We start from the raw sequence: 12,944 nt of genomic DNA on the forward strand, positions 1-12,944 counted from the left end.
AGCGGGGAGTCGCTTTGATTATTGCTTTAAAAAACCGCGTACTACTGACCTTATTTATCATGCTGCTGCTGGCGGCCTTTGGCCTGCCGTTTCTCAGTTATGCCCCCAATCGCCTGCTGTCTGGCAAGAGTCTTTCCCTGATATCGCTGTTACACGGCCCAGCGCTGTGGCTGTTGTTACCGCTATTGGTACTGGCCGCTCTCAGCCTGTTGGCCCCCGTGCGGCGCTCTGCGTTGCTGACGGCGTTAACGGCCAGCGTATTGCTGGCGCTGATCTTTTGGCTGAGTGGTCATGCGGCACAACAGCTGGCACAACAGGGCTCGCCGCTGGCGCGCACGTCGTGGGGCAGTGGCTACTGGCTGATGGCGGCGCTCTGCGGGTTGATTGCCGCCGATGCCATGACGCGAATTACCCCTTCGCACCTGTGGCGCATGTTGGGCAATCTGTTGGTGATGCTGCCTGCGCTATTGCTGCTGTTCAGCGGCCAGTTGGATCAGCTTTCGTTGCTTAAGGAGTACCACAACCGGCAGGAGGTGTTTGACGCGGCACTGTTGCAGCATCTGACCATTTTGCTGGCCACCATGGTGCCGGCATTGCTGATCGGCGTGCCGCTGGGCGTGTTGTGCTTTCGCTCCGAACGCTGGCAAACGCCGATTTTCTCTACGCTGAATATCATTCAGACCGTGCCTTCCATTGCGCTGTTCGGCCTGCTGATCGCCCCGTTGGCCGGGTTGGCGGCGGCGCTGCCGTGGCTGGGGATCAGCGGTATCGGCCTGGCCCCGGCGATTGTCGCACTGGTGCTGTATGCCCTGTTGCCGCTGGTGCGCAGCGTGGTGGCGGGTTTGCAAAGCGTTCCCGCCAGCGTGATCGAATCGGCCAGGGGGATGGGGATGACGCGTGGGCAGATTTTTTTCTGCGTGCAGCTCCCCTTGGCGCTGCCGCTGTTCCTCACCGGCGTGCGTATTCTGGCGGTACAAACCGTGGGCATGGCGGTGGTGGCCGCACTGATCGGTGCCGGTGGTTTTGGTGCCATCGTGTTCCAAGGGTTGCTCAGCAGCGCGCTGGATCTGGTGCTGCTCGGGGTACTGCCGGTGATCGCCATGGCGGTGATTCTGGACTCGCTGTTCAAATTCATAATTTCATTGCTGGAAGTGACACGCTGATGATTCGCTTTGATCGGGTAAGCAAGATTTTTCAGGGTAAACCGGCGGTTGATGACTTGTCGCTGAATATTGCCAAGGGGGAGTTTACCGTGCTGATCGGCACCTCCGGCTCCGGTAAGTCCACCACGTTAAAGATGATCAATCGGCTGATTGAGCATGATGAAGGCAAAATCTATTTCGCCGGTGAAGAGATCCATAAATTCAAACCGCAGGATCTGCGCCGCCGCATGGGCTATGCCATTCAGTCGATCGGCCTGTTCCCGCACTGGACGGTGGAAGAGAATATCGCCACCGTGCCGCAGCTCTTGAAGTGGCCACGGGCGCGCATCCGCGATCGGGTCACTGAACTGATGGAACTGCTGAGTCTAGAGCCGGAACGTTTTCGTCGCCGTTATCCGCATCAGCTTTCTGGCGGGCAGCAGCAGCGGGTTGGCGTGGCGCGTGCGTTAGCCGCCGATCCTGAGGTCTTGCTGATGGATGAGCCTTTTGGCGCACTCGATCCGGTTACCCGGCTGACTTTGCAAAATGAAATCGCGCGGATTCATCAGCTATCTGGCCGCACCATTGTGCTGGTGACCCACGATATTGACGAGGCGCTGGGGTTGGCGAACCGCATTGTGTTGCTCGATCAAGGACGGGTGGTGCAGCAGGGCACGCCGTTGGCGCTGCTGACCGAGCCGGTCAATGATTTTGTACGAGATTTTTTTGGCCGCAGCGATCGCGGCATCAAGCTATTAGCATTGGGAACGGTTGCCGAACGGATGCGCCCAGGCAGCGCCGAAGGGGAGCCGATTCAGGCGGCGATGAGCCTGCGCGACGCGCTGTCGGTATTTGTTGCCCGTGGCAGCGAACGGCTGCCGGTGATTGGCGAGCAGGGTGAAGCGCTTGGCGTGCTGCATTTCAGCGACTTGATCGCGCAAAAGGCATTGTTATGAAAGGTGTGTGGCGCGATCCGCTGCCGTGGACCTTTGCCTTGTTGCTGGCGCTGGTGTTTGGCATGAACCATCTGCACTGGCTGTTTGCTGCCTGGTTCCCCGAGCTGGACAGGCCGGTGTATCAGCAGGACAGCTTTTTCTCACTGGTCGAGGCGCATTTGCTGCTGGTGGCAGTATCGAGTTTTATTGCGGTGTTGATCGGCGTGACTGCTGGCATCGCCGTGACGCGCGAGGCGGGGCGCGAGTTCCGCTCGCTGGTAGAAACGGTAGTGGCCGTCGGCCAGACCTTTCCGCCGGTGGCGGTGTTGGCGATTGCGGTGCCGGTGATGGGCTTTAGCGAACAACCGGCGATCATTGCTCTGGTGCTGTACGGCCTGTTGCCGATCCTGCAAGGAACGCTGACCGGGATCGAGTCGGTACCGGCCGCCACGCGCGAGGTGGCGCAGGGGGTGGGTATGAGCCGCTGGCAGATCCTGTGGCGCGTTGAACTGCCGCTGGCGGCACCGGTGATTGTGGCGGGCATTCGCACTTCGGTGATCATCAATATCGGCACGGCGACGATCGCCTCCACGGTGGGCACCAAAACGCTGGGCTCGCCAATCATCATCGGGCTGAGCGGGTTCAATACGGCTTATGTGATCCAAGGGGCGGTGGTGGTGGCGCTGTTGGCGATCATCACCGACATGCTGTTCGAACGCTGGGTGCGCTACCTGACCACTTGGCGTGCGGTGTCATCTTCTGCGGGGTAACTAAAATGCTGGCAGTCTCTTTGCCCATGTATGGCGTTAATCATCAACAGGTTGAGCCCTTCTGGCTGGCGTTGCGTGATAAATTGCAGCAGCTTGGGATGGCCGAGGTGCCGCAGGCATTGAGCTGGCCGCAAGATCTGTTGGCGCACTGGCAGAGCCCGGATCTGTTGCTGAGCCAGACCTGCGGTTATCCGTTGGTGGCGATGCTGCCGCAGGTGCAACTGGTAGGCACCTACCATTATCGCGTGGAAGGATGCAGTGGGGCGAATTACAGCAGTTGGCTGGTAGTGCGAGATAACGAACCGGGGGAACGGCTGGAGGATTTCCGTGACCGGGTTGCGGCCTATAACAGCCAGGATTCGCAATCCGGTTACAACAGCCTGCTGGCGCTGATTGCGCCGTTGGCGCGGCAAGGGCGGTTCTTCCGGCAGGCGATCGCTTCCGGTGCCCATTATGAATCAATAAAGATGATCCACAGCGGGCAGGCGGATATTGCGGCGATCGATTGCGTCAGCTTTGCTTTGCTCAAACGCGCACGGCCGCAGGCGGTGGCAGGGCTGAAGATTATTGGCCGCACCGCAGCGGTGCCAGGATTGCCGCTGATTACCGCAGCGGGTACAACGCCACAGCAACTCGCGCTGCTGCGCGCGGCGGCCAGCGCGATGGTCAGCGATCCGGCCAGCGAAAGCCTGTTGATTGGTGATTTCAGCCTGGTGCCGCGTGAGGCTTATCAGATAGTCACTGAACACCGACAGCAGGCGGCAGCGCTGGGCGTGATAGCGCTATAGCACCATCACTTGGTCTGAAGAGTGGCTGTCGGAGCGGTGCTGGCAGGTGCTTCGCTGGAGGCCGGGGTTGTTTCAAGCGGGGTAGTAGACCGGGTATAGATATTTAGCCCTGCCAGGAATACGCCGCCCAGAGAACCAAAGGCGCATAGGGCGATGACGATGACGAACGCTTTTTTCAGCATGAGTTATATTTCGCAGGTGAGTCAGAACAGCGAGAATTATAGCCCCTTCAGCGAAACAATCATCGTTTATCTTACTCGGGCGTTTTTGCTACCTCAACGCGCTGCACTTTGGCCGAGCGGGTGAACAGGTATTTGCCCAGCGTGACCAAGACCACCGCAGAGACGATCACCACCAGAGCCAACCATTCACGCGCAGCCAGCGTCTCACCGGCAAAGCCGACGCCAAGCAATACCGCTACCACCGGGTTCACATAGGCGTAACTGGTCGCCACGGCCGGGCGCACATTTTTCAGCAGGAACATATAGGCGCTGATCGCCAGCATTGAGCCGAATACGATCAAATAACCGAGGGCCAAAAAGCTGCTGAGACTGGGCATGCTATCAAGATGTTCGCCGCTCAGTTGGCTGGCAACCATCAGTACTACCCCGGCCACCAGCATTTCTGCCGCACCGGCCATTGGCCCTGCGGGGAGTGAAATACGTGAGCTGAGCACTGAGCCAAAGGCCCAACTGGCCGAGGCCAGCAGAATCAGCAATGCGCCGGTCGGATTACCCACCAGGTTGTTACCGGTATTGAGCAGCACGATGCCCACCAGGCCGAGCGCGATGCCGGTCCACTCCAGCCTGGTATTGCGCATTCCCCATAACATGCTGAAACACAGGGTAAACAGTGGCACCGTTGCTACCATTACGGCGGCAATGCCGGAGGGTACGTTCTGATGTTCTGCCACCGTGACCAAGCCGTTACCGACTGCCAACAGCAGGATGCCGATGGTACCGGCGGCAACCCACTGTTTTAGCGTTGGTAAAGCGTGGCCGCGCAGCGCCAGGAAACTGAACAGGATAATACCCGCTACCAGAAAGCGGATGCCCGCCATCATCAGCGGTGGCCAGCTTTCAACCCCAACACGAATGGCAAAATAGGTCGATCCCCAGACAATATACAGCGTGAACAGCGCTCCAATTAATGGCAGGAGATGACGATTTTTTTGGCTCAGCATGGGTTCTTTATTCGGTAGGAGGTGATTTATTAGGGCACTCAGTAAACCCTAACGTGGGGAGGATAAGCAATGCATTTTTGTGCCTGCGACAGGAGTGGGGAAAGGGGCGTTATTGGGTAGTCATGCCACATAAGGCAGCCCTCTCGGTGGGAGAGGGCTGGGAGTAACTATTGTTTTTCAAAAAATAGCGTCACTTTCGCGACTTCTAGCCCAAACTTGCGCAGCGATGTCACGTTAAACAGACGCTTTTCATCCTGACGATACAGCCAGTCGTCAAAGTGCAATTTCACCGTGCCATTCTCGGTTTTCACGTTCATATCGTAACGCCAGTTGAAGGCGTTGCCCGCGGTGTTACCCTGCGCGACACCGATGATATCGCCAGCCGTACCCTGATAGCTGCCATCCTCATTTCTGATGATGCGCCAGACGCGGGTTTGACGTTCGCCGTCGTTATACACAAACTTTTCGTTCAACGTCAGGGTATTGCCGACGACATCACCCTGGATCACCACTTCAAAGCGGCGGATTTGTTTGTTCTGATAATCCTGTACCATACCCCAGGCGCGGGTTTCGCCGCTGAAGTAGCCGAACAGGTCGAAAGTGGGCTTATCGTGCTGATAGTCACTGATATCTGCGCTGCACCCTACCAGCAAAAACAACAACGCCATTAACAGATGTTTGATATTCATCATGAGTCTCCAGTCAACTGTTGCCGCAAGGAAGGGTATTGGGTCGCGGGTGACAGCCATATTGCGAGAAAAGCGTCGCGGAAAGCGCCGTCGAAGCGTTCGCCGATCGGTTGGACCGGGTGGTCCGGTTGTGGGCGATAATAGAAGCGGCCTCCGTCATGATCGCCGACAAAGGTGAGTTGGCTGCCGGGTTGCACCGAGGGCCAGATGGCACTCATCTGGCTGAGCCAACGCTGCTGCTGCGCAACTGGCACCGTTATTTTCATTGCCTGCCACTGTTCTTGCGTGGCTTTGACCAGTTCATCGGTGCTGATATTACGCTGATAATTAATGCTCAGCGCCTGCGGCCAGTTGCCTACCCGATAACGCCCGTCTGGCGTGCGTAATACCGAAAAATAGATATCAAACGGCCCCCAGCGCAGCGTGGCGCTACCTACCGTCGGCCACGCGGCCCACTCGCTGGCCTGTGCTGCCAGGCTGCTCAGGCAAAACAGTAGGGTCAACAGTATCTTCATAGTGCTCTCCTACGTAATATTAGCCAACTGATGGCGGGCAGATAAATCGCCCAACCGCAGGCCAGGGCGAGGATCATCATTTCCGGTGCCATCAGCGGTGCCATTGCGTTGAGTTTCCAACCGATCGTGTAAGCCAGTGGGCCGCTCACTGCGCCTAACAGCACCAATACTGGCAGCGTCAGCCTGATCCGGCTCAGCAACCAAGACCACCAGCAAGCGAACGTGAGCCACAATGCGCACATCCATAGCGGCACGCCGGTTTGGCCGGTAAATTCGAATAGGCCGAGGTGGCACCACAGGGCATCCATGGCAATGCCAAGCAGCGCCGCCAGCAGCACCCATTTACGCCGCCAGGCTGGGGTGAAGGCCAGCGCCAGCGCTGCACCGACCAACAGCAAAGGAAGCCCGCGTTCGCCCCAGAGGATGGCCAGCGTCCAGTAGGCATTGAAGCCCAGGCTGGTCAGCCAGAACCCTGCTCCTAATTTCATCGGCGTTCAGCGCTGAGCTGTACCGTGCTGATGGTGCGCGCCAGGAAACCGGCTTCGCAGTAGCACAGGTAAAAACGCCACAGCCGCTGAAAACGTTCATCAAACCCTTGGCTGTGCAATGAAGGCCAGTGGTGCTCAAAGCGCTGCCGCCACTCTTGCAGCGTGCGTGCGTAGTCGCGGCCAATGTCGTGCAGATCGCACATCACCAGATCGCTGTGGTGCGTCAGGGTTTCGCATAACGCGGTAACGGAGGGCAAAAAGCCGCCAGGGAACACGTAGCGCTGGATAAAATCCACGCTGCGGCTGTATTGCTGGTAGCGTTGATCGGTAATGGTGATCGCCTGCAACACCATTTTGCCTTTGGGCTTGAGCAACTGCTGGCAGCGCTTCACAAACAGCGGCAAAAAGCGTTTACCTACGGCTTCGATCATCTCGACCGATACCAGCTTGTCATACTGGCCGGTGAGTTGGCGGTAATCCTCAAACAGCAAAGTGACGCGATCTTTCAGCCCGGCCTGCTCGATGCGCTGACAGGCATAATCGTACTGCGCCTGTGAGATGGTCGTAGTGGTAACCCGGCAACCGTACTCGCGGGCGGCAAATTCTGCCAGCGCCCCCCAACCGGTGCCAATCTCCAGCAGGTGATCTTCCGGTTGCAGATCCAACTGTTCACACAGGCGGCGCATTTTGGCCTGCTGTGCCTGTTCCAGCGTCATGTCGGCTTCACGGTATAACGCGCTGGAATACAGCATGTCGCGATCAAGAAACTGTTGATAAAAATCGTTGCCCAGATCGTAGTGCGCCGCGATGTTGCGCCGTGCCTGGCGGCGGCTATTGCTGCGTAGCAGATGCACCAGACCGTGCCACGGGGCGGTCAGCCAGCTCAAACGCGCTTCCAGCTTATCCACCACCTGCATGTTGCTGGCCAACAGCTGTAGTAGACTGGTGAGATCGGGGCTGCTCCAGTCACCGTCGATATAACTTTCCCCTGCGGCGATGCTGCCACCCAGCAGGATCCGCCGGTAAACGCGCAGGTCATACACCTCGACTTCCACCTGTAGCGGTGCGCTGGCATCACCAAACTGGATTTCACCGACGCCGGATTCACGCAACAACAGGCCGCCGCCCTGCAACTGCTGTAATAAGGTGAAAATAATGCGGCGTGCGCCTTTACTGCGGCCGGAAATAGCCGTGTTGCTGCTCAGGGAGTATTCCGGTGAACTCATGGTTTATCCTTGCCGCCAGAGGCGGGGTGAGGGTAGATGGGGGCGCGTTTCAGCCATAATTTCAGTGCCTGCCAGTAAATGGCGGCGGCGGTTTTCACCGTCATCAACGGCAAGCGCCACAGCTGCTGGCGCAGGGTGGCGCGCGTCAACGGTTGCCGGTAAAGCAGCAAAGTGGCGTCGAACTCGCGGCTGGCTCGGTGATTTTCGATATGCACACGCAGCCGCTGCGCAGGGGGTGAGAGCCGCCAGCGGTAGGTCATGTCCATCGGGTTGAACGGTGAAACGTGAAAGATTTTGTCCACCGGCAGCGTGCCATCGGGCTTCACCGCGTAGGTATGACGCTCATTCCACGGGGTATTGCGCACCTCGGCCAGCAGCCAACGCAGTTCGCCGTCAGTGTTATACAGGTAATAAAAGTTAACCGGGTTAAAGTAACAACCCAAATAGCGCAGCTGGCACAACAGCATAACGCGGCCGTTCAGCTTTTCGCCGGTCAGTTCGGCAATCCGCTCCTGTGCCTTGGTTTTAATATCACCGCCACCCAGATAGTCGCGGCGATAAAACGACGCCGGAGCAAAGCGCTCCAACGTAATGCCGAGAGCAGGCAGTTGCGCCAGTTCGTCGAGATCGATCAGCGGCATAAACAGGCGATAGTCAAAGCTGTGCAGCACCGGGCTGAAGCGGCGGTGGCGCACATGGCCGACGTACAGAGCGCTGTTCATGCGGCTTTCACCTGTAACAGCGCCTGCGTGACGTCTAGCGCACTGCGCACGCCATCCTCATGAAAGCCGTTGTACCAGTAAGCTCCGCAGAACCAGGTGTTTTGCTGCCCGTTTATCAGCGTGCGTTGCTGTTGTGCCAGCGCGCTGGCCTGATTGAATACCGGATGGTGGTAGCTGAAGCTGCGCAGGATCAGCTTGGGATCAATCGGCTGTTGCGGGTTAAGGGTCACGCAGAAGGTGTGCGGTACGTTGAGGCCTTGCAGGATGTTCATGTTGTAGGTCACGCTAGCCCTCTGGTTTTCTGCCTGCTCGCTGTTGGCGGGCAGCAGATAGTTCCAACTGGCCCAGGCACGGCGCTGGCGCGGCAACAGGCGCACATCGGTATGCAAGATCACTTCATTGACCTGATAGGGCAACTGGGTCAGAACGCTTTGTTCCAGCGGGCTGGCATCGGCCAGCAATTGCAGTGCCTGATCGGCATGGCAGGCAAAGATCACCTGATCGAAATGCTGTTCACCTTGGGCGCTGTGGATCACCACCTGATGCGGCTGGCGTTCCACCCGCTGCACCGGCGTATTCAGATGCAGCGTCAGGTGGCCCGCCAGTGCTACTAGCATGCGGCGCACATATTCGCGCGAACCGCCGGGCACCACAAACCACTGCGGGCGGTTGGCGATATCCAACAGGCCGTGGTGATCGAAAAAGCGCAGGAACAGCGCCAACGGGAACTGACGCATGTCCGCCATGGAAGAGGACCAGATCGCGGCCCCCATCGGCAGCAGGTAGTGCTGGGCAAAATAGGTAGAAAATTCGGCCTGTTGCAGGAAGTCGTCCAGCGTTTCGCTGCCGACGCCGCCAGCGGCCAGGCGTTTTTTACATTGGCGATTAAAGCGCACAATCTCTGCCAGCAGGCGATAAAAACGTGGGTTAAACAGGTTACGGCGCTGGGCGAACAGCGTATTGAGCGTATGGCCGTTGTATTCCAGCCCGCTGTGGGGATGGGTGACCGAGAAGCTCATTTCCGTCGGCTGTCCGCTGATGCCTAACTCTGCCAGCAGCGCAATAAATTGCGGGTAGGTGCGTTCGTTGTAGACAATAAATCCGGTGTCGATGGCGTAGCTGCGACCTTCCAGCGTGACGTCCACGGTAGCGGTGTGGCCACCAGGGTAATCGTTGGCTTCAAACAGCGTAACCTGATGTTCAGGGGCCAGTTTCCAGGCACAGGTCAGGCCGGAAATTCCACTGCCGATAATGGCGATTTTCATTAAGTTACCTCACCATGCGCGTGGCGAGCCAGCGTTGCACGGCCTGTGGTAGTAAGGCTGCCAGCCGTAATAGCGCGGCGAACAACGGAGGAAAGGCGATTTCGGCAGCCCCTTTTTCCAGGCCACGGCGGATATAGCCGGAAGCCTGCTGGGACGTGATAATCATCGGCATGGCAAAATCGTTGCGATCGGTGAGCGGCGTGGCGACAAAACCGGGTAACACCAGCGAAATGCCTATACCGCGTTTCGTTAAGTCTACGGCCAGGCTGCGGGCAAAATAGGCCAGTGCGGCTTTTGAGGCACCGTAGGCCTCGGCGCGCGGCAGCGGGATCAGACTGGCGGTTGAACCCACCAGGGCAACCCGCGCACCGGCTGCCAGCTGCGGCAGCAGGGCATCCAGACAATTGACCGGCCCCAAAAGGTTGGTACTGAGCACGCGGGCCACCTTTTCCGCCTCCACCACACCGTTATCCAGATATTCACAGGTTCCGGCGCACAGGATCACTAACTCGGCCGGGCACTGTGCCAGTGCTTCTCGGGTGGCCGCCAGATCGGTGATGTCGAAACGACGCGAGACGATGTTGGGGTGTTGTACGCTGAGCGCTTCAAGCCGGGCAGCATCGCGCCCGCAGGCGATCACCTGCCAGCCTTCGGCGGCATAGTCGAGCGCCAATTGCTGCCCAATACCCGAACTGGCGCCGGTGATCAGCACGCGTTTCATGATTGCAACCTCTTCTTGATGCTGAGCACGGCTTGACCGAGCAGCGGGATATGTTCATACAACATGGCACCCATATCATAGTAGTCACGTTGAAACATGATGCGCTGTTCGGCAAAGCGCAGTTGGCTGAGGCCTTCCAGGGTGAGGACGCTGCCACGGCGCAGGCGTGGATGGGCATAGGTCATATGCCAGCACACGTAGGCCTGTTGTTCATTGTGCTGAATATCGGTGATGGCAAAGCAGCAATAGTTCAGATTGCTGAGCGAATGGCGAAAATAGGCATCCAACGCCTGTAGCCCCAGATGCTCACCAACCGGATCGACAAAACGGATGTTGCGGTGATAAATCTCGGGCAGATCGACCAGTTGGCTCTCATCCAGCCGGGTATAGAAGCGTGAAAAACGCGCCAACAGTGCCTCAGGGGTGCTCATGGTGCTGCTCCATGGGAATGGTTAGCAAAGCGTTGTTGTCGATCAGCGTGATATCCAGCCCGGCTTCACGCCAGGCGGCCAGTTGCCGCCGTTTGGCGGTATTGAGTACGCCTTCGGTATAAATAAAGTAGCGCTCGGCTTTGAGCATCGTCAGTTGCGGGTGTTCCAAGGGATCCGGCAGGATATCAACGCGCATATTGTTTTTGGCCAGTAGGATGGCGACCATCCACAATTCGGTGCGATCGGTGTTTCCCCAACTCAGCAGTAACGCGTTCACACCGGGTTTTTTACGTGCTCCGACCATGCAGAAGGCGGCGTACTCAATGATCACGCCATCCAGCAGGCTGTGCAGCATGTGCAACAGTTCGTGGTGATTTTTGAGCTGCGAGCGCAATGGCCGCAGAACATTTTCGATCAGGGCTTGGGGAGGATACTCGCGCCCTAGCTCAAAGATGCGGCTACGCAGTTTGGAGGGGGAAGGGATCTGCAACAGGGCCAGTAGCTCTCGTTGCAGCGTTGCCCAGTTAGTGCTGTGGTCGGGTACTGCGGAGCCGTCCAGCAAAGGTTTGATCTGGCTGACCGGGACGCCGCGCTCGATCCAACGGAGAATATTGTGGATGCGGGCCACATCTTCTTCGTTGAACTGGCGATGGCCGCCTTCGGTGCGCTGTGGTTTCAGCAGTCCATAGCGCCGTTGCCAGGCGCGCAGCGTAACCGGATTAATGCCGCAAAGTTGTGCAACTTCGCCAATCGTGTATAACGCCATTTCATTTTCCCTGCTTGGAACACTCACTACATTAACCATAGCGGCTTAATGTAAAGTTGTACAAAAAAATAAAACTTGTACAACTTAATCCAGGCAAGAAACGACAGAAGCAGGGGTTACTGCGGTAAAATCCGGTAAGCGCAGCGGCGTGCACCGGCAAGAATATGTTCGGAACGCTCAACCTGCGCTTGCAGCACCTCGGTGAACACATTCAGCTCTGCCTGGCAAAATGCTTGGCAAACCCGGGCGGCGGTGCAAATGGGGCAGTGGTTTTCCACCAGCAGAAAGGTACCGTCTTGCAACTCGCTCCATTCGGCCATGTAGCCTTCGTGGCAGCGAAGGGTCGCCAGGCGTGCAACGCGCTCACGTAAGTCGCTAGCCCCGGCCATCGCCTGTTGATAATTGCTGCGGGTTTCCTGTTCGCGGTTGTCGATCAATAAGTCTAGCGTCTGTTCCCCCAGCTTGTTGCGTACGGTGCGCAGCAGTTGGGCCGTCAGTTCGGCATGAGCATCAGGAAAGTGGGCATTGCCTGCCGGGGTGAGATACCAGAGTTGCACTGGGCGGCCAACGCCACGCGTCTCGGCTTTTGCCTCAACTAACCCATCTTTCGCCAGTTTAACGAACTGCTGACGAGCGGCCTCACCGGTAGTGCCAAGCACTTTCCCGGCTTCTGAAGCCTGCTGTGGGCCGCAGGTTTTCAATAGCTTCAGCAAACGATCGCTGACCGAATGGGCTGTGCATTCGCCATTTTCCAAGTTAATTCTTGACATATTACCTCACCTCGGTCTTACTTATTCCAAGATATTCCTTGTTAAATTTAACGCAATCACGCTGCTAACTCAATGTCATTCCTCTGAAAACAGGACGATAACGATGATATCTGCCGATAAAAGCCAGTGGAGCGATCTGTTTCGCGGCAAAAATACCGCTATTACTCTTGCTCTGTCACTCGGTGTTGCGCTGCATGCGATCAATATTCTGGTAGCAACCACCATTCTACCCTCTGTAGTAAAGGATATCGGTGGGTTAGATCTCTATGCTTGAAATACCATACTATTTGTAGTGGCTTCAATATTAGGATCAGCGCTGTCGGCACGTTTGCTGAGCCGCAACGGGGCGCGTAGCGCCTATCTGGTAGCATCACTGTTTTTCATCATTGGTGCCATGCTGTGTGCATTGGCCCCTTCAATGCCCGTGATGCTATTTGGGGGGGGTATTTTCGCCTTGTCATACGCGATGGTTAATCTGGTGTTTGAACAGAAACTCTGGCCACGCGCCATGGCGTTGGGCATTCGGTATCCTG

General features: G+C 57.4%; 16 protein-coding genes and 1 pseudogene. 5 read left to right on the forward strand and 12 right to left on the reverse strand.

Features of this window, described 5'->3' with window-relative positions:
• Nucleotides 1-14 precede the first annotated feature (14 nt).
• From AC2A1E_RS12920 to AC2A1E_RS12935, 4 genes are read left to right on the forward strand one after another with little or no spacing between them, the layout of a single operon-like run.
• On the forward strand, nucleotides 15-1,163 hold the full coding sequence (locus AC2A1E_RS12920; RefSeq protein WP_484384082.1) for an ABC transporter permease: 1,149 nt from the start codon (nucleotides 15-17) through the stop codon (nucleotides 1,161-1,163).
• On the forward strand, nucleotides 1,163-2,098 hold the full coding sequence (locus tag AC2A1E_RS12925; protein WP_484384083.1) for an ABC transporter ATP-binding protein: 936 nt from the start codon (nucleotides 1,163-1,165) through the stop codon (nucleotides 2,096-2,098). The genes AC2A1E_RS12920 and AC2A1E_RS12925 overlap by 1 nt, the downstream gene beginning before the upstream one ends.
• Nucleotides 2,095-2,847 (forward strand): ABC transporter permease, encoded by a 753-nt coding sequence (locus AC2A1E_RS12930; protein ID WP_484384084.1) that lies wholly within the window; start codon nucleotides 2,095-2,097, stop codon nucleotides 2,845-2,847. Before AC2A1E_RS12925 ends, AC2A1E_RS12930 begins: the two co-directional genes overlap by 4 nt.
• 5 nt (nucleotides 2,848-2,852) lie before the next feature.
• Nucleotides 2,853-3,635: a phosphate/phosphite/phosphonate ABC transporter substrate-binding protein gene (locus AC2A1E_RS12935; protein WP_484384085.1), complete on the forward strand. Its 783-nt coding sequence runs from the start codon at nucleotides 2,853-2,855 to the stop codon at nucleotides 3,633-3,635.
• A gap of 5 nt (nucleotides 3,636-3,640) precedes the next feature.
• Here AC2A1E_RS12935 and AC2A1E_RS12940 read toward each other — a convergent pair whose 3' ends face one another.
• The 12 genes from AC2A1E_RS12940 to AC2A1E_RS12995 form a co-directional block, all read right to left on the reverse strand.
• Nucleotides 3,641-3,817, reverse strand: coding sequence for a hypothetical protein (locus AC2A1E_RS12940; protein ID WP_484384086.1), 177 nt, complete (start codon nucleotides 3,815-3,817; stop codon nucleotides 3,641-3,643).
• 71 nt (nucleotides 3,818-3,888) lie between these two features.
• Nucleotides 3,889-4,818 carry a drug/metabolite exporter YedA gene (gene yedA, locus AC2A1E_RS12945; protein WP_484384087.1) on the reverse strand — a complete coding sequence of 310 codons (930 nt, stop codon included), beginning with the start codon at nucleotides 4,816-4,818 and terminating at the stop codon, nucleotides 3,889-3,891.
• 167 nt (nucleotides 4,819-4,985) lie between these two features.
• Complete coding sequence (locus AC2A1E_RS12950) at nucleotides 4,986-5,507, reverse strand: DUF3833 domain-containing protein (RefSeq protein ID WP_484384147.1); 522 nt, start codon at nucleotides 5,505-5,507, stop codon at nucleotides 4,986-4,988.
• On the reverse strand, nucleotides 5,507-6,022 hold the full coding sequence (locus tag AC2A1E_RS12955; protein ID WP_484384088.1) for a hypothetical protein: 516 nt from the start codon (nucleotides 6,020-6,022) through the stop codon (nucleotides 5,507-5,509). Before AC2A1E_RS12955 ends, AC2A1E_RS12950 begins: the two co-directional genes overlap by 1 nt.
• Nucleotides 6,019-6,510, reverse strand: a complete 492-nt coding sequence (locus tag AC2A1E_RS12960; protein WP_484384089.1) for a DUF2878 domain-containing protein — start codon at nucleotides 6,508-6,510, stop codon at nucleotides 6,019-6,021. The genes AC2A1E_RS12955 and AC2A1E_RS12960 overlap by 4 nt, the downstream gene beginning before the upstream one ends.
• The gene (locus AC2A1E_RS12965; RefSeq protein ID WP_484384090.1) at nucleotides 6,507-7,736 is read right to left on the reverse strand and encodes a class I SAM-dependent methyltransferase; all 1,230 of its coding nucleotides are present in this window, start codon (nucleotides 7,734-7,736) and stop codon (nucleotides 6,507-6,509) included. The genes AC2A1E_RS12960 and AC2A1E_RS12965 overlap by 4 nt, the downstream gene beginning before the upstream one ends.
• A complete protein-coding gene (locus AC2A1E_RS12970) occupies nucleotides 7,733-8,458 on the reverse strand; it encodes a DUF1365 domain-containing protein (RefSeq protein WP_484384091.1) in 726 nt (241 codons plus the stop codon). Before AC2A1E_RS12970 ends, AC2A1E_RS12965 begins: the two co-directional genes overlap by 4 nt.
• Complete coding sequence (locus tag AC2A1E_RS12975; RefSeq protein ID WP_484384092.1) at nucleotides 8,455-9,723, reverse strand: NAD(P)/FAD-dependent oxidoreductase; 1,269 nt, start codon at nucleotides 9,721-9,723, stop codon at nucleotides 8,455-8,457. The genes AC2A1E_RS12970 and AC2A1E_RS12975 overlap by 4 nt, the downstream gene beginning before the upstream one ends.
• Nucleotides 9,724-9,727: 4 nt before the next feature.
• Nucleotides 9,728-10,444, reverse strand: a complete 717-nt coding sequence (locus AC2A1E_RS12980) for an SDR family NAD(P)-dependent oxidoreductase (protein WP_484384093.1) — start codon at nucleotides 10,442-10,444, stop codon at nucleotides 9,728-9,730.
• Complete coding sequence (locus tag AC2A1E_RS12985) at nucleotides 10,441-10,875, reverse strand: nuclear transport factor 2 family protein (RefSeq protein WP_484384094.1); 435 nt, start codon at nucleotides 10,873-10,875, stop codon at nucleotides 10,441-10,443. Before AC2A1E_RS12985 ends, AC2A1E_RS12980 begins: the two co-directional genes overlap by 4 nt.
• The gene (locus AC2A1E_RS12990) at nucleotides 10,862-11,641 is read right to left on the reverse strand and encodes a MerR family transcriptional regulator (RefSeq protein WP_484384095.1); all 780 of its coding nucleotides are present in this window, start codon (nucleotides 11,639-11,641) and stop codon (nucleotides 10,862-10,864) included. The genes AC2A1E_RS12985 and AC2A1E_RS12990 overlap by 14 nt, the downstream gene beginning before the upstream one ends.
• 116 nt (nucleotides 11,642-11,757) lie before the next feature.
• A complete protein-coding gene (locus AC2A1E_RS12995; protein ID WP_484384096.1) occupies nucleotides 11,758-12,411 on the reverse strand; it encodes a helix-turn-helix transcriptional regulator in 654 nt (217 codons plus the stop codon).
• 103 nt (nucleotides 12,412-12,514) lie between these two features.
• Here AC2A1E_RS12995 and AC2A1E_RS13000 point away from each other — a divergent pair.
• A pseudogene (locus tag AC2A1E_RS13000) lies at nucleotides 12,515-12,928 on the forward strand (MFS transporter); the annotation flags it as partial.
• Nucleotides 12,929-12,944 lie beyond the last annotated feature (16 nt).

It is taken from the genome of Serratia sp. HNCC26DJ206 (genome assembly GCF_057180605.1).